At 72.7% G+C, this 15,959-nt stretch carries 12 protein-coding genes and 1 pseudogene; 2 read left to right on the top strand and 11 right to left on the bottom strand.

The annotated features are described in order from the left end of the window. Positions 1-66: 66 nt before the first annotated feature. Complete coding sequence (locus tag KI385_RS13720; RefSeq protein ID WP_238572480.1) at positions 67-510, top strand: DUF6224 family protein; 444 nt, start codon at positions 67-69, stop codon at positions 508-510. A gap of 28 nt (positions 511-538) precedes the next feature. Here the strand turns inward: KI385_RS13720 and KI385_RS13715 are convergent, their stop codons facing one another. Continuing rightward, positions 539-730, bottom strand: a complete 192-nt coding sequence (locus KI385_RS13715; RefSeq protein WP_238572479.1) for a DUF397 domain-containing protein — start codon at positions 728-730, stop codon at positions 539-541. Beyond that, the gene (locus tag KI385_RS13710; protein ID WP_238572478.1) at positions 727-1,578 is read right to left on the bottom strand and encodes a helix-turn-helix domain-containing protein; all 852 of its coding nucleotides are present in this window, start codon (positions 1,576-1,578) and stop codon (positions 727-729) included. The genes KI385_RS13715 and KI385_RS13710 overlap by 4 nt, the downstream gene beginning before the upstream one ends. 418 nt (positions 1,579-1,996) lie before the next feature. On the opposite strand from KI385_RS13710, the pseudogene pulA reads away from it, so the two are divergent. Then, positions 1,997-4,579, top strand: a pseudogene (pulA, locus tag KI385_RS13705) (pullulanase-type alpha-1,6-glucosidase); the annotation flags it as partial. Positions 4,580-4,610: 31 nt separating this feature from the next. Here pulA and KI385_RS13700 read toward each other — a convergent pair. The 9 genes from KI385_RS13700 to KI385_RS13660 form a co-directional block, all read right to left on the bottom strand. Continuing rightward, complete coding sequence (locus KI385_RS13700) at positions 4,611-5,126, bottom strand: GNAT family N-acetyltransferase (RefSeq protein ID WP_238572477.1); 516 nt, start codon at positions 5,124-5,126, stop codon at positions 4,611-4,613. Positions 5,127-5,267: 141 nt separating this feature from the next. Next, positions 5,268-5,963, bottom strand: a complete 696-nt coding sequence (locus KI385_RS13695) for a TetR/AcrR family transcriptional regulator (protein WP_238572476.1) — start codon at positions 5,961-5,963, stop codon at positions 5,268-5,270. A gap of 50 nt (positions 5,964-6,013) precedes the next feature. After that, entirely contained in the window at positions 6,014-7,099 is a 1,086-nt protein-coding gene (locus KI385_RS13690) for a PDR/VanB family oxidoreductase (protein ID WP_238572475.1), read from the bottom strand. A gap of 1 nt (position 7,100) precedes the next feature. Beyond that, entirely contained in the window at positions 7,101-8,015 is a 915-nt protein-coding gene (locus KI385_RS13685) for a metal-dependent hydrolase (protein ID WP_238572474.1), read from the bottom strand. 106 nt (positions 8,016-8,121) lie between these two features. Beyond that, positions 8,122-10,092: a hypothetical protein gene (locus KI385_RS13680; protein ID WP_238572473.1), complete on the bottom strand. Its 1,971-nt coding sequence runs from the start codon at positions 10,090-10,092 to the stop codon at positions 8,122-8,124. Positions 10,093-10,457: 365 nt separating this feature from the next. Continuing rightward, on the bottom strand, positions 10,458-10,688 hold the full coding sequence (locus KI385_RS13675) for a DUF397 domain-containing protein (protein WP_238572472.1): 231 nt from the start codon (positions 10,686-10,688) through the stop codon (positions 10,458-10,460). 48 nt (positions 10,689-10,736) lie between these two features. Then, complete coding sequence (locus KI385_RS13670) at positions 10,737-13,892, bottom strand: alpha-N-acetylglucosaminidase (RefSeq protein WP_238572471.1); 3,156 nt, start codon at positions 13,890-13,892, stop codon at positions 10,737-10,739. A 60-nt stretch (positions 13,893-13,952) separates the two neighbouring features. Then, a complete protein-coding gene (locus KI385_RS13665) occupies positions 13,953-14,600 on the bottom strand; it encodes a LuxR C-terminal-related transcriptional regulator (protein WP_128508361.1) in 648 nt (215 codons plus the stop codon). Continuing rightward, positions 14,591-15,865, bottom strand: coding sequence for a sensor histidine kinase (locus KI385_RS13660; RefSeq protein WP_238572470.1), 1,275 nt, complete (start codon positions 15,863-15,865; stop codon positions 14,591-14,593). Before KI385_RS13660 ends, KI385_RS13665 begins: the two co-directional genes overlap by 10 nt. Positions 15,866-15,959 lie beyond the last annotated feature (94 nt).

Here is a 15,959-nt window from a genome sequence, read left to right as displayed (position 1 = left end):
GGCTCCTGCCACACTGAGTGCGCTGTGTTGAACGATCGGTGACCGGCGGCCAGGAGTGGGTGTGTGATGAGCGACGAGGTGCGTCCGTACACAAAGGAAGAAGTGCTGCACGGCGTGGCGCTCATCCAGGCGCACCTCGCCGAGGACGAGGACGCGGTGGCCGCGCTCTACGACGAGGACGACGAGAACTCGGCGGTGGAGGCCGCCCGCGCCATGTTCGCGATGGCCCACATCATCGTCCACGGCCTGGTCATCCCCGAGATGTGGGTCATCAAGAAGGGCTTCAGCTACGGCGACACCCGCAATGTCCCCGAACTCAACCTCGCCATCCATGTCGTCAAGAACATGGAGGAGCGGGTGGAGATCGCCCGCGCCTGGCCCATGGTGATCGCGGTGTCGGCAGGCGAGGTGATGGGGCTGATCGTGCAGTGCACCAACACCAAGATGGAGGAGGTACCGGCCTTCCTCGACACGGTGCGCGAACGGGTGCTGCTGTCGATGCGGCCGTAGCCGTGCCGTGGCCGCGGTCTGCCCCGGGTCAGACCTCCTGGACCGCGTGCGACACGAACGCCGCCCACGCCTCGACCGGCACGGCGAGCCGGGGGCCGTCCTTGTCCTTGGAGTCGCGGATGTGGATGGTGGTGGGGGTGGGGGCGATCTCTACGCAGCTGTCGCCGGAGTCGCCGCTGTAGCTGCTCTTGAACCAGGCCAGTTCGGTGGCGGTCGTCATAGCGCTCCTCGCATCCTCGTCAGCAGACCCCGGGAGTCTTCGGGGGTGAGGGCCTGCGAACGCAGTTTCGCATAGCGCATATGGAGCGTGCTGATCGTCTTCGGGTCGGAAATGAGCTGGCCGCTTTCCTGTCCCTCGCAGTAGCCGAACCACTCGTTGTCAGGCATCTCCGACAGCTGCAACGGACCGTTCAGACCGGCATGCACGCCCCGTTCGAGCGGCATCACCTGCGCTTCCACGTTCCGGAGGGCCGTATGCTCCAGTACGTGGTCGATGAGTCCCCGGACGGTTTCCGCGCCGCCTGTGGGGCGCGTGAAGACATGCTCGTCGATGATGAAGCTGAACGCTGTGTTCGGCCGGTTCCGCAGCAATTTCTGCCGCTCCAGGCGGGCGGTCACTTGGGTCTCGACCTGCTCGTCGGACAGCATCGGGACACGATTCTCGAACAGCGTCCGCGCATACGCCTCGGTCTGTAACAGGCCAGGGACGAGGCGGCATTCGTAGGTGTACAGGCTGATTGCCTTCTCCTCCAGCCTTGCCCACTCACGGAACCAGGACGCCAGACCGCGCTGCCTCGACAGACGCTTCGCCGCCTTCCGCAGGACTCCGCGCGCGTCCAGCACCTCCTCCGAGCGGTCGATGAACTTCTTCGACGGCAGGCGTCGCCCCTGCTCGACGGAGCCGACGTAGTGCGACGAGTACCGGATCTCCGGGGCCAGGGACTCCTGGGTGAATCCCGCGTGTTCACGGAACCCCTGGTAGACGGCTCCGAAAGTCTTCAGGCTGTCGGACGGCTCGGGTTCGCCGCTGTCGTAGTGCTCGGAGTAGTCGCTGCTGCTGTCTTCCATGACGGGTACTCCCGATGTCACTGGTACTGACCCCGCAAGTCACCCATCGTTACGGCCTGTTACTCGTCCCGTCCACCTATTCCGCTCGTACAGTTCCCGGCGTACGAGCTGAGTACCTGGGTGCGGCCGCCCGCGAACTGTCTGTTCTCGCACCGGTGTTACGCCCTCCGCTTTGAGCCGCCGCGCCTGACCGTGGCTGAGTCGCGCAGCCGGGGCTGGACGCCGCTCCGGCCGGCCGGGCGCGTGGGCCCGGTGAGGGGCCTCCGGTCGGCCGGAGCGGCTACTGCGGGAACGTAACACCGTTGCAATGTCTTGCGTAAGGTCTTGCAACAAGGAATCGGCGCAGATAGAACCATGAGCCATGTCCTTCACCACACGCCGGTCCCGCGGGCGCCTGGCCGCCGCCCTTGCCCTGACCCTCGGCGCGGCGGCTCTGCTCGTCGCGCCGCCGCAGCAACAAGCACAGGCGTCCCCGTCCGGCCCGGACCAGGCCCTGGCCCAGTGGATCGACCGCGACACCGTGGTCTGGAAGGGGGCCGAACGCACCGCCGCCCAGCTGGAGTTCGGGGCGGCGGGGAAGCGCATCCGGCTCACTCCGGGCACGCTCAGCCCGTCCGAACGGGCCGCCTATCCGCATCTGGCGGGCTATCCGGCCTTCACCACCGACCCCCGCGACCGCGGGCTGGCCCGTACCGCGCTGCGTGGCCGGATCGTCGCCACCCAGCGCACGGCGGACGGGCAGCGCGCCACAACCGGCGTACAGATACCCGGAGTTCTGGACGACCTGTACGGCGCCCGTGCCCAACAGGCCGCATTGGGGCCGGTCTTCCAGCACGGCCGCCCCACCCTCTCCGTCTGGGCGCCGACCGCCCGCACCGTCGCGCTCGAACTCGACGGCCGTACGGTCCCCATGCGACGGGACGGCGCCAGCGGGGTCTGGCACGTCCAGGGCGCCCGCGGCTGGGCCGGAAAGCCGTACCGCTACCTCGTCACCGTCTGGGCGCCGACCGTCGGCAAGACCGTCACCAACAAGGTCACCGACCCCTACTCCACCGCCCTGACCGCCGATTCCACCCATAGCCTCGTCACCGACCTCGACGACCCCGAGCTCGCACCCAAGGGCTGGGCGGGGTTGCGCAAGCCCGCTGCGGTGCCGCTGCGCCAGGCCCGCATCCAGGAGCTGCAGATCCGCGACTTCTCCGTCGAGGACCGCACCTCCCGCCACCCGGGCCAGTACCTCGCGTTCACCGACCGCCGGTCCGACGGCATGCGCCATCTGCAAGCCCTTGCGCAATCCGGCACGTCCTATGTCCATCTGCTGCCGGCCTTCGACCTCGCCACCGTCCCCGAGCGCCGCGCCGACCAGCAGCGGCCGGACTGTGCTCTCGCCTCGTACGCCCCCGACTCCGACCGCCAGCAGGACTGCGTCGGAAAGACGGCCGCCCGCGACGCCTACAACTGGGGCTACGACCCCCTGCACTACACCGTCCCCGAGGGTTCGTACGCCTCCGACCCCCAGGGCACCGCCCGCACCGTCGAATTCCGCCGCATGGTGCAGAGCCTGAACGGGGCCGGGCTGCGCACCGTCATGGACGTCGTCTACAACCACACCGCGGCAAGCGGCCAGGACCCGCACTCCGTCCTGGACCGCATCGTGCCCGGCTACTACCAGCGGCTGCTCGACGACGGCGGTGTGGCCACCTCCACCTGCTGCTCCGGCACCGCGCCCGAGCACACCATGATGGGCAAGCTCGTCGTCGACTCCGTCGTCACCTGGGCCAAGGAGTACAAGGTCGACGGCTTCCGCTTCGACCTCATGGGCCACCACCCCAAGGCCAACATCCTCGCCGTCCGCAAGGCCCTCGACGCGCTGACGCCGGCCAAGGACGGGGTGGACGGCAAGTCGGTCGTCCTCTACGGCGAGGGCTGGAACTTCGGCGAGGCCGCGAACGACGCCCGCTTCGTCCAGGCCACCCAGAAGAACATGGCAGGCACCGGCATCGCCACCTTCAGCGACCGGGCCCGTGACGCGGTACGCGGCGGCGGCCCCTTCGACGCCGACCCCCGCGTCCAGGGCTTCGCCTCGGGCCTGTACACCGACCCCAACGCGGCGGCGGCCAACGGGACACCGGAGGAGCAACGCGCCCGTCTCCTGCACTACCAGGACCTGATCAAGGTCGGCCTGACCGGCAACCTCGCCGACTACACCTTCACCGACGCCACGGGACGCCGCGTCAAGGGTTCCGAGATCGACTACAACGGCGCCCCGGCCGGCTACGCCGCCGCCCCCGGTGACGCCCTCGCCTACGCCGACGCCCACGACAACGAAACCCTCTACGACGCGCTCGCCTACAAACTGCCGCAGCACACCGGCGCCGCCGACCGATCCCGTCTGCAAGTTCTTGCGCTGGCCACCGCAACCCTTTCGCAAGGCCCGGCGCTCTCCCAGGCGGGCTCCGACCTGCTGCGCTCCAAGTCCCTGGACCGCAACTCCTTCGACAGCGGCGACTGGTTCAACGCCCTGCACTGGAACTGCGCCGAGGGCAACGGCTTCGGCCGCGGGCTGCCGCCGGCCGCCGACAACAAGGACAAGTGGCCCTACGCCAAGCCCCTGTTGGCCGACCCCGCGCTCCGCCCCGGCTGCGCCGCGATCACCCAGGCCTCCGCCGCCTACCGCGATCTGCTCCGTATCCACGCCACCGAGCCGGCCTTCGGCCTCGACACCACCGCCGGCGTCCAGTCGGCGCTGTCCTTCCCCCTCTCCGGAAAGGACGAGACACCCGGCGTGATCACCATGCGGCTCGGCAACCTCGTCGTGATCTTCAATGCCACCCCGCACCAGCAGGCCCAGACCGTCCACGACCTCGCCGGTGAGCGCTACGCCCTGCACCCCGTCCAGGCCCACGGCGCGGACCCGGTGACCGCCACCGCTTCCTCTGCGCGCGCATCGGGCACCTTCACCGTCCCGGCCCGCACGGTCGCGGTCTTCCGCCACCGCTGAGCCGGGGGCCCGGGGCCGGGGCCGGCCGAGATCAGCCGGCCAGCCGCTTTTCGAGGAGGGTGACGGCGTACGGACTGCCGCCGGCATCCTCCTTGAACGGCTGCTCCCCGACGACGGTGTAGCCGGCGCCCTCGTAATACGAGCACAGCCGCGGATTGGACGCGAGGCAGTCCAGCCGGGACCACTCCCGGCCCTCCTCGGCGATCCGCCGCTCGGCGTACCCCAGCATCGCCCGGCCGGTCCCGGCCGGCGCCCGCCCGCGGTCCACCATCAGCCGGTGCACATAGCCCGCCTCCGGCGGCTGCGGCCCCCACGCGGGTTCGTCCCGCCACCACAGTTCGAACGCGCCCACCATCCGCCCGGCAACCTCCGCCAGCCAGACCTCGCCGTCCTTCATCCGCAGCCGGAAGTGCTCTTCGTCCTTCGCGCCGGGCTTCCACTGATCTATGCCGGACTCCAGCATCCAGTGGGCCGCGGCGTCGTACAGCGCGGCCAGCGCACCGGGATCGGTGCCGTCCTCGGCGAGCCGGAAGGTGATCTCATCCATGCGGGGATTGTGCCGCAGCCGCCCCACCCGCTCCGCGGCAGCCCGCCCCGCCGCTCGGTCCGGCCCCGCCGCTCGGTCCGGCCCCGCCGCCGGGTCCGGCCCCGCCGCCGGGTCCGGCCCGGCCCGCCCCGACGCCGTACGTCAGACCGGCTGCGGCAGCGCCATCAGCCGCCCGACCAGGTCCGCGAACATCCCGTCGTCCGGTTCGTCCGCCAGTATGCGGCGGACCACCTGGGCCATCCGCTCGTCGTACGCCGCGCTCACCGCCGCCAGCGCCGCGAAGTCGTGGACCAGCTGCCGCTCCAGCTCGCGGCGCGGCACGCGCCGCCCGTCCAGCCACAGCAGCGCGGTGGTCTCGGCCAGCGAGACCCAGGAGCGGACCACCAACTCCAGCCGCGGGGCGGGGTCGGGGATGCCGAGATGGGCGACGATCTGCTCGTAGGCGGCCTGTCGCACCCCGTCGATCATCGCGCCGGTACGCGTCGAACCGATCGCCGGACCGCCGCGCATCAGCGCCGAGAACCCGGGACCGTGCTCGTCCACGAAGTCGAAGAACCGCTCCATGACCCGCAACAGCCGGGCGCCGAGCGGACCTTCGTGCGGCTCGACGAACCGGGCCGTCAGCTCCTCGGCGGCCCGCCGCAGCGCGGCCTCGTACAGCTGCTGCTTGCCCGGGAAGTAGTGGTAGACCAGCGGCCGGGAAATACCGGCCGCCTCGGCGATCTCGTCGATCGAGACATCCTCGGGGGAACGGTGGCTGAAGAGGTCGAGTGCGACGGCGATCAGCTGCTCGCGCCGCTCCTCGACGCCCATCCTGCGGCGCGCCCCGGTCGTCATGCGGACCACCCTAACGATCCGGGGCGCGGCACGGAATCACGAAATGGCAATCACAGATCGAGCACGAGCCCCCCGCCGCGCGCCCGCGAGACACAGATCAGCAGCGAGTCGTCGCGCTCGGCGTCGGTCAGCAGCTCGTCGCGGTGGTCCACCTCACCGGCCAGCACCCGCTGTTGGCAGGTGCCGCAGAAGCCCTGCTCACAGGAGTACGGCAGATCGGGCAGCGCCTGCTCGCGGATCGCCCGCAGCACACTGGTGTTCGCGGGCACGGTGACCGTACGGCCGGTGCGGCGCAGCTCCACCTCGAACGGTGCGTTCTCGCCCGCCGGTGCGGGGGCGGCCGGCGCGAACCGCTCGGTGTGCAGCGTCAGCCCCTCGGTCACGGCCGGCAACAACGCCGCGACCGCGTCCATCAGCGGCTCGGGCCCGCAGCAGTAGACCGCGGCGTGCGGCGGCGCACCGGCGAGCACCGCGGCCAGATCGGGCCGGCCGGCCTCGTCCTCGGCGACCACCGTCACCCGGTCCGTGCCGGCCCCCGCCAGCTTTTCGATCTCCGCCAGGAACGGCATCGAGGCCCGCGATCGCCCCGCGTACACCAGCTGCCACGGCACCCCCTCCCGCTCGGCCTGCCGCAGCATCGGCAGGATCGGGGTGATGCCGATACCGCCCGCGATGAAGACGTAGGCATGGCTGTCGTGGAGCGGGAAGCGATTGCGCGGCCCGCGGACCTCCACCACCGTCCCCTCGTGCAGCTGCTCGTGCACCTCGCGCGAGCCGCCCCGGCCGTCCTCGATCAGCCGGGCCGCGATGGTGTACGAGCCGGGCGTCGCGGGCTCCCCGCACAGCGAGTACTGGCGTACGGCCCCCGACGGCAGGACGAGGTCGATATGCGCGCCCGGCTCCCAGCCCGGGAGTTCCTCGCCCTCCAGGCGCAGCCGTACGACGCCCTCGGCCTCCTCCACGCGCTCCACGACCCTCAACTGCCGTGCGGCCGAGCCCTTCCGTCCCCTTCCCGAGACGGGGTTCTCCAGCGCGGGCATCGGCCACAGCGGGGATGCCTTGATGCGGCGGCGCAGTGCCCGCCGGGCCACCAGCGCGGCCGCGGCGACCACGACGACGGTACGTATGCGGGGCATCTCAGGCGCCTCCGGCCGTACGGGCCTCGGCCGCGGTCGCGGCGGGGGATCCGGCGAGATACGCGGCGGCCTGTTCGGTGCTGCCGTGCTGCGAGGGGTGGTAGGTACGGCTGAGGTACTGCGGGATCGAGCGGGCCATGGCCCCGGTGGTCGGCAGCACCCCCTGCCGGCCGGCGCGGAGGAACTCCCGCAAGCTTGCCCGGCCGTCGATCAGCGACGGGTCGTTCTCCATGAAGAAGCGGGTGCCGCGCTGCCACAGGAAGACCAGCGCGGTGAAGGCCGTGGCCCAGGTGCGTACCCGCCGCCGGTAGCCGCCGTCCAGGTGGACGAAGAGATCAAAGGCCACCGAGCGGTGCTCGACCTCCTCCGCGCCGTGCCAGCGCAGCAGATCGAGCATCGTCGGATCGGCGCCCTTGGCGTCCAGTGCCTCGGCGTTGAGCACCCAGTCGCCCAGGAACGCGGTGTAGTGCTCGATGGCGGCGATCGTCGCGACCCGCTCCAGCAGCCACCATTTGCGGGCCCGGCCCGGTGGCAGCGTGCGGTCGCCGAGCAGCTTCTCGAAGAGCCAGTCGACCTGCGCGGTGTACGGAGTCGGGTCCAGGCCCTGCTCCTTGAGATGCGGCAGGACGTCGTCGTGCGCCTGGGAGTGCATCGCCTCCTGGCCGATGAACCCGATCACGTCCGCGCGCAGTCGGGGGTCGCGGATGTAGGGCAGCACCTGCTTGTAGACGTGCACGAACCAGCGCTCGCCGGCCGGCAGCAGCAGATGCAGCACATTGATCGTGTGGGTGCTGGAGGGGTCGCCGGGTATCCAGTGCAAGGGGGTGTCCGCCCAGTCGAACGCGACGTTGCGGGCCTTCAACGGAGTGTGCTCGGACGCGACCGACCGGGGCCGCAGCGAGGCCGTATTAGACATGGCGTCAATGTACTGGCGGGTAAGGAATGCCGGTACCCCTCGGACGACGAAAATCGCCGGGCGCGGCCGGGCGGCGTCCTGCGCCGCACCGCCCCGGCGCCTCGCCTCAGCCCAGCGCCTCGATCTTCCCGCCGTTCGCCAGCCGCCCCGCCAGCTCCGCGCCGGCGCCCGCCTTGACCGGGAGCGCCAGGAAGCGGCCCGTTGCCCGGCCCTCGACGCCGCCGGTCGTGGTGATCGAGGTGACCCGCTCGCTGCCGGCCGCCAGCAGCCACCACTGGCCGTCCGTGGCCTTCCACAGCACCCCGGTCAGCGCCCTCGGCGCCCGCGGGCCGCAGGCCGTACCACCGTCGGCGCGCGCCGTCACCGCCCCGGGGGCATACGGCCGACCGCCCGGCGCCGGCGCCTGGAACTGCGCCAACGTGCGACTGCCCGCACCGCGCCAGGTCTCGGCGCGGGTGCACAGCCAGGCCGCGCTGCCCGTGCCGCCGGGCAGCTGCTGCCGCGCGAACTCCCAGGAGTTCACCGTCCGCACGCCCTGCCCGCGTACCACGGCCAGCTGGCAGGCCGTGCGCGCCCACGCCGTCCTGGCCTGCGGACCGGACACCTCGCCCGGCCTCCGCGGGGGGCCGTACGTCAGCCGCACCGGGGTCAGCTCACCGAGATCGGTCAGCAGCCGGCCGCCCATCCGCAGCGCCGGCCAGGCCGTGCACTTCTCCGCGGGCTGCGGTGATGGCACCGGGTCGGTCACCCCGTTCGCATCGAGGTGCAACGGCTGCCCCGCCGCCTCCGGCTTCAGCAGATCGACCAGCCGCCCCGGCTTCACCCAGGGCGCCGTCAGATAGCGCACATTGCTCTGCGTACGGCTCACCACCACCGCGCTCGCCGAATCCGCCGCCGCGCCGTCCGTCCGCGCGAAGTCCAGCGCCGCGCCCGTGCCGTCGCCGCGGCCCTCGCCGTCCGCCGTCTCCGCGTACCGCACCACCCGCAGCCCGTCGTGGAAGAGCACCACCACCGCGTGGTCCACCACGCCCGCGAACAGCAGCTGGGCGGGCCCCGCGGCGGGCCCGGACGGGGTGCCGGGCGTCGCCGAGAGCGGCACCCCGGCCCCGGGCCTGGCCCATACGGCCAGCGCCCGCCGCAGCAGCGCCTTGTCGTGGATCCGGTCGCCACGGGCCGGCCAGGCCGAGAAGTCCTGCCGCGCGGCGTTCTTCCAGACGGCCGGCGACGTCACCGCCAACTTCCCCGGATCCAGGGCCGCTTCGGCCGAGGTGTTGCGCGCGTACGGCGGAGCGGCCGCGCCGTCCGGGCCCCAGCCCTCGCCCGGCAGCCCCAGCAGCGCCCCGCACACCAGCACCGCGGCGCCGGCCGCCAGCACCGCCCGGCAGTGCTGCCGCCGCCGGATCAGATCCGTCGGCCGGGCCTGCAGCGCGCACGGGTCGAACTCCGGCGACTCCAGCAGCGACCGGTCCCGGCTGCCGGCCGGCGTCTCGGCCCGCTCCGCCTCGTCCAGTGCCTCGCGGGGGTCCGCCACCCCGGCGGCCTCCAGCACCCGGCGCGCCTCGGGCGGGCTCAGCCGCTCCAGATCGCGCAGCACGAACGCCGCCCGGGCGGGTCCGGACAGCGCGGCCAGCGCCTGGTCCAGGGCGAGTTCATCGGCGCCGCCGGAGCGCGGGAACAGCCGCAGGCCCCACACCTGGGGGAACAGGGGCGGCAGGGCGGGCAGCCGCCGATGCGTGCGCCCGGCGGCGAGTGCCTGGCGCAGCACCCGCAGCCGGACGAAGGCATAGCCGGGGTCGATCGCCGCGTCCGTGCCGATGCGCTGGGTGGGCAGGCCGAGCCCGCGGGTGGAGGCGCGCTGGCGCGGCAGGGTCCGCTGCACCACCCCATGGGCGGCCAGCACCCGGCGGCTGCGGCTCTGGCCGGGCGGCAGGACGAGATAGGCCAGCCGGACCAGCCGGGGATAGTGCTCGACCAGCGCCGCCTCGGCCTGCTCGACGTCGATGACCGCACCGAACTCCTCAAGGCTGCCGGGGGAGGTGCGGTCCGGACGCTGGGGTGTCGCCTGCTGCTGCTTCACGTTCGGTGAAACGAGTGAATCCTGTGATGGTCACCGACGTGCCCGGGGGCCCTGGCGGGTGACCGCACATGGCTGCGGCCACCGCGGTACGCCGTCCGCGGTGGCCGCCCGGCTGCCGGGGCCCGACCGGTGCTGGGGCGTGTCCGCAAAGTCCCGTCGTTCGCCCGAAGGGCGGGGCTCGCGGCGTCTGGTGCACTACGTTCGCTGCGCTCATTCCGTCTCGGCTCTTCGATCGTTCTTCGGAGGCCGAGCGCGATCGCAAGGCGGAGGGTCGTCCTCGTAGTGGGTCTACGTGGACGATCCCGACAACGCAGCGAGCGTGCGTGCCAGACGCCGCGAGCCAGGCGGGACTTTGCGGACACGCCCTAACGCTCCAGGTCGAACTCGCCGTCCCGTGCGCCGAGTACGAAGGCCCGCCACTCCGCCTCGGTGTAGCGCAGTACCACATCGGGATCCGTGGAGTTGCGCATGGCCACCGCGCCGCGTTCCAGGAAGGCGATCTCGACGGCCTCCTCGGACTCGCCCGGGGCGCGCTGCCAGGTGGCGTCGGAGATGTCGAGGGCGTAGAGCCACTCCTTCTCAGCTGCGGCACTCATACCGTGATCCCCTCGCTCGTGGTCCGTTGCGGTCAGCGTACGCGGTGGTCAGGACAGCTTCCAGCGACGGAACTCGGCCGTCCCGCGGTCCCCGGTACCGGAGTTGGCGGCGGACTGGTGCAGCCCGGTGTCCTGGCGCGCGCCGGCTCCGGGGACGCGGACGGTGGCGATCTCGCGCCAGGTCGCGCCGTCGTCGGTGGAGCAGGCGCCGGTGTACGTACCGGAGCCCGCGCGGTCCGGCCCGCGGGTCAGGCGGAGCAGTACGGGCGCGGTGATGCCGGTGATCCGCCGGTAGGTGTCCAGGGCGCCGTCGCCATCGGCGTCGTAGGACAGCACCACGCCGTTGGCGGGCGTCACGGACAGATTGAGGAAGCCGAGGGCGTCCGGCGAGCCCTGGGCGGGCGTGCCGAGGCGGTTGCGGACGACGAGGCCGGCGCGGGCCCAGGGGCCGGTCGGGTCCTGCCCGGTCACCTCCACCGTCACCGACCCGCCGGCGGTCAGCGCGCCCGCCCGGTAGACCGCGCCGAACTCGGCGGTGGCCCTCCACAGGTCCGCGCCCGAGCCGTTGACGGCGAAGCGGTCCTCCAGCTGCCCGAAGACCGCCGCATTGGTGGTGACCGTGCTGAGTTCCGGGTCCAGCGGCCCGGCCACGAACAGCGTGCCGTGCCGCGAGGTGCGGACCCGCGGCTCGCCCTTCGGGCCGTACTCCGTGGTGAGTTCGTACGGCAGCGGCCGCAGCGGCGCGTCCAGGGGGCCGGCCGGGGCGGCGACCCGCCAGCGGGCCCTGCCGGTGCCGCCGGGCGGGACGGACGGCAGCGAGAGCGGCCCTTCGGCGTCGGCCGCCACCCCCCTCAGCGCGAAGTCCACCCGGCCGGTCGCGCGCAGCCCGTTGACATTGCGCAGCGCCGCGGTGACGGTGGCACGGCCGCCCGGCGGCAGCGTGGACGGGGCGGCGCCGACCGTGACGGTGCCCTGGTAGGGAGCCTTGGCGAGGGTGTCGTGGACCCGCTGGGCGGTGCGGTGGGCATCGGCCGTCGGGCGCAGCGGATAGCTCTTGCGCGCCCGGGTCCAGGGCTCTTCCATGGCGTACCAGTCGAAGGTCTTCGGCGGCCGGTCCGCCGCCAGCGCGTCCGCCAGTTCGTCCAGGTACGCCTGCCACTGCGGGAGATGGACATCGCCGATCAGGCCGTGCCAGTCGCGGTTGGCGTAGTTGGCGAGCGAGCCGCCGTCGGCGGAGGCCCGGTCGGCCCAGGTGGTGATCAGCGCACGGGCGCTGTGCTCCAGCCGCGCCTCCTCCTCGGCGCCGGACGCCATGGCCCTGGCGTCCGCCAGCCACGGCCCGAGCAGGAACTGCCGGTGTGCGCCGGTGACCTCCTCGCTCAGCCGCATCAGCCGCAGCCACAGCCCGGACAGCGCGCGGAAGGTGTCCCGGTCCTTGCGCCGGTAGGCGTCCTGGAGCTGCCCGATCAGCTGCCAGGACCGGTTGGCGAGGGCCTGCCGGGCGGCGTCCGTCAGATCGTGGTGGTAGGCGTCGCTGGTGCGCAGCGCGGGGCGGACCTTCAGCAGCGCGGCGAAGGCGGTGTCGAAGGCGGCCGGGTCGAAGGCGGGGGTGTGGGTGGCGTAGACGGTGCCGGAGCGGGCGGTCAGACCGGGGCGGGCGGCGAAGACCGAGTCGTGCGGGCGGCCGTCCTTGCTGGAGATCTCGTACGCGCTGGTGCGCAGCGCGCCGAACGCGGTGCGGGCGTGCTCGTCCCGGGCGCCGTAGCGCAGGTCGGCATAGCCGTCGAACCAGGCGGCGCGGTCCACCGGCCGCTCCCGCCAGGCCAGTTCGCCGAACAGCTCGAAGGCGGCCGGATCGCGCTCCGCGGCCTCCGGCATGTACGCGGTCCCGGCGAGCTTGCTGCCCGGCCTGTCGCGCCAGGCCGTGAACCGTTCGGCCCAGATATGGGTCTTGGCGCCGAGGGTGGTGCGGCCGCCGAAGTTGGGGATGCTGCCGAAGGCGTACGGCACCCCGCCCCAGTCCCGCTCCCGGTCGGTGACCGTGTCGAGGTCGCTGAGGCCGTCCACGATCAGCATCCGGTCGTGGTCGACGGCGTCCAGCAGATCGCGCCGGGGGTTGTTCTGCCAGCCCAGGATGATCCAGGTCGCGCCGGGCCGGGCGGTGCGCAGCGCCTTCTCGACGGCGCGTGCGGCATCCGGCACCGGTACGTCACCGGGGTCGCCGCCCTCGTGCAGCAGATCCATCTTGAAATGGTCGGCGGGGCCCAGGAGTTGCTGCTGATGGCGGTAGAAGGCGGCGGCGACCTCGGCGAAGACGTCGGTGCGCGGATCGAGCCAGTCGGGGCGTTCAAGGCCCGACCAGGTGCCCTGCGGCACGGTTACGGCCCCGGGGTTGCGGGCGGCGAAACCGTCCGGAACGGTGCCGAAGTAGCCCGGCAGTACGGGACGCATCCCGAGCTCGCGCAGCCGGTCGGTGATCCGGCGGCCCAACTCGGCGCGTTTGGCGATCAGTTGGGCGCTGGTGGGACCGCCGTAGCCGCTCATGTTCTGGAGCAGCCACCACGGCTGGTGCGAGGGCGCCGGGAGCCAGCCGCGGGCCTCGGCGTCGGAGTAGCCGAACCCGGTCAGCAGCCGGTGGTAGACGGCCTCGGCGCCGGGGGTGACCAGCACCTCGTTCACGCCGTGCAGCGCCAGCACATCGATCAGCCGCTCCCAGCGCGGCCAGTTCGCGTACGGGGCGGTGTAGCCGTCATGGGTGTCGTTGAGGGCGAAGCGGTGCGGCAGAGAGGTGGCGCGCTCGACGGGGGAGGCGGGGGCGGGCAGCCGGGCGGGCAGCTCCAGCTGGTCGCCGGCCCAGGACAGATGGGCCCGGCAGGTGTATTTGAGATACCAGTTGACGCCGGTCAGCAGCACCGCGGGGGTGGTCCCGGCGACCGTGATCCGGCCCGGCCGGCCGTCCACCCGGAAGCGGTCGGTGCCGTCCTCCGGGGCGAGCGGCACCAGCTGGAACTGGTCGGCGTGCCGGGGCAGCAGCCGGGTCAGCGCCGCCCGCGCCGGCGCGGTGTCGTACGGTGCCGCCCGCTCCGGCAGGTGTGCGGACCGCCCGGCGGCAGAGACGGCGGCGGGGGCGGCCCCGCCGAGCGCCGCCCCGGCGCCGATCGCTCCGGCGGTTCCCAACAGCGCGCGTCGTGACGGTCGGCTCACGTGTGCCCCCACTGCTCGGTGGTAACAACAGACCCGTGCGAGGGGCACGCTAACGGTCGGTCAGCCGCGGTCCAAGTAGGCCAGGACCGCCAGCACCCGCCGGTTGTCGTCGTCCGACGGCGGCAGCTCCAGCTTCCCGAAGATGTTGGAGGTGTGCTTGGCGACCGCCCGCTCCGTGATGACCAGCCGGCTCGCGATCGCCGTATTGGACCGGCCCTGCGCCACCAGCTCCATCACCTCCACCTCGCGCGGCGTCAGCCGCGCCATCGGCCGGTCCCGTGAACGCCGCGACAGCAGCTGCGAGATGACCTGCGGATCCATCGCCGTACCGCCCGCCGCCACCCGGCGCACCGCATCCACGAACTGCTCGGCGTCGAAGACCCGGTCCTTGAGCAGATAGCCCACCCCGCCGCTGCCGTCCGCCAGCAGCTCGCGCGCGTACAGCTGCTCCACATGCTGGGAGAGCACCAGCACCGGCAGCCCCGGCCGGGCCTTCCGGGCGGCCAGCGCACACTGCAGCCCCTCGTCGGTGAACGACGGCGGCAGCCGCACATCGACCACCGCGACATCCGGCTCCCGCTCCGCCAGCGCCCGGGTCAGCTCGGGACCGCTCTCCACCGCCGCGACGATCTCGAAGTCGTAGGCCTCCAGCATCCGGACCAGCCCGTCCCGCAGCAGGAAGAGGTCTTCGGCGAGCACTACACGCACGGAATCTCCATCGTCACCAGCGTCGGACCGCCGGCGGGGGAGCTGACGGCGAGGATGCCGTCGAATGTACCGAGCCGCCGGTCGATACCGCGCAGCCCCGAGCCGTCCGTGCCCGCACCGCCCGCGGCCGCCGGCCGCAGCACGGCGCCGCCCCGCCCGTTGTCCCACACCGTGATCCGCAGCCGGCCCCCGAGATGCTGGATGTCGACCTGTATCCGGTCGGCGCCCGCATGCTTCGCCGCGTTCGTCAGCACCTCGCTGACCGCGAAGTACGCCGCCGACTCCACCGGCGCCTCCAGCCGCCGCGCCAGCTCCACCTCCACCTCGACCGGGATCGCCATCCGCAGCGCGAGCGCCCGTACGGCATCGCCCAGACCGCGCTCGGCCAGCACCGGCGGATGGATCCCGCGGACCAGATCGCGCAGTTCGGTCAGCGCCTCGGCGGAGGACTCACGGGCCCTGACGAGCATCTCCCTGGCCCGGGCCGGGTCCTTCTCCAGCAGCGCCTCGATCGTGCCCAGGCTCATGCCCATCGCCACCAGCCGGGCCTGCGCGCCGTCGTGCAGATCCCGCTCGATCCGGCGCAGCTCGGCGGCCGAGGCGTCCACCGCGTCGTGCCGGGTCTCGGTCAGCCGCGCCACCCGCTCGGTCAGATCGGCCTTGGGCGGCGTCAAGAACGCCGCGGCGAGCAGGAAATGGGCCCGCAGCAGCGCCGGATTCCCGTACCACGCCAGGGCCAGCAGACCGGCACCGAGCACCGGCGCCGCGACCAGCATCGCCGGCTGGTCGGTGGGCAGAAAACCCAGACCGAGGATCTCGCCGCCCAGACCGGTCAGCCACTCCAGGAGGGGCAGCAGCACAAACCCCGCCCCGTACCCGATCAGCGAGGGCGGCAGCAGCGCCAGCAGCATGCCGGCCGACGCGTCCACCGGCAGCCACAGCAGCTCCCGCCAGGTCGCCGGATCCCGCAGCAGCGCCGCGCAGCGCCGCGCCTGGCCGACCGGGCCGTGGCCGAGACCGGCGGGGAAGGGACGGTACGCGGCGGGGATGCGCACCCCGGCCAGGTCGTACCCCCACACCCGGCGCAGATGCGCATACCCGCGTGCCCAGGACAGCACCAGCGGAGTCGTGAGGATCCCCACCCCGATGACCATCAGCCCCATCGACACCACGATGAGCACGAACAACGCGACCGAACCCGCCTCCACGGCCACCGCGAGCCCCAGTCCCCGGACCGCGGCGACCAGTGTTCTGCGGACCCTCATCCGTTCGCTCCCTGGGCTTCACGCGCCCGGCCGTCGGACACGGGAACAGTCTGCCGCGTAGAGAAGGGCCAGGTCATGGGGTTACGCCCCCGGC

This window comes from Streptomyces inhibens, assembly GCF_022221585.1.
GTDB lineage: Bacteria > Actinomycetota > Actinomycetes > Streptomycetales > Streptomycetaceae > Streptomyces > Streptomyces inhibens.
Note: the sequence above shows the minus strand (reverse complement) of the source record. Positions and strands in the feature narration are given on the sequence as shown.

What these genes read in the sequence shown, in the direction of transcription:
- KI385_RS13720 (WP_238572480.1), top strand. Translation starts at nt 67, where the DNA reads ATGAGCGACGAGGTGCGTCCGTACACAAAGGAAGAAGTGCTGCACGGC.
- KI385_RS13695 (WP_238572476.1), bottom strand. Translation starts at nt 5,963, where the DNA reads ATGACGACCGGGGCGCGCCGCAGGATGGGCGTCGAGGAGCGGCGCGAG.
- KI385_RS13675 (WP_238572472.1), bottom strand. Translation starts at nt 10,688, where the DNA reads ATGAGTGCCGCAGCTGAGAAGGAGTGGCTCTACGCCCTCGACATCTCC.
- KI385_RS13685 (WP_238572474.1), bottom strand. Translation starts at nt 8,015, where the DNA reads ATGTCTAATACGGCCTCGCTGCGGCCCCGGTCGGTCGCGTCCGAGCAC.
- KI385_RS13700 (WP_238572477.1), bottom strand. Translation starts at nt 5,126, where the DNA reads ATGGATGAGATCACCTTCCGGCTCGCCGAGGACGGCACCGATCCCGGT.
- KI385_RS13715 (WP_238572479.1), bottom strand. Translation starts at nt 730, where the DNA reads ATGACGACCGCCACCGAACTGGCCTGGTTCAAGAGCAGCTACAGCGGC.
- KI385_RS13710 (WP_238572478.1), bottom strand. Translation starts at nt 1,578, where the DNA reads ATGGAAGACAGCAGCAGCGACTACTCCGAGCACTACGACAGCGGCGAA.
- KI385_RS13690 (WP_238572475.1), bottom strand. Translation starts at nt 7,099, where the DNA reads ATGCCCCGCATACGTACCGTCGTCGTGGTCGCCGCGGCCGCGCTGGTG.
- KI385_RS13660 (WP_238572470.1), bottom strand. Translation starts at nt 15,865, where the DNA reads ATGAGGGTCCGCAGAACACTGGTCGCCGCGGTCCGGGGACTGGGGCTC.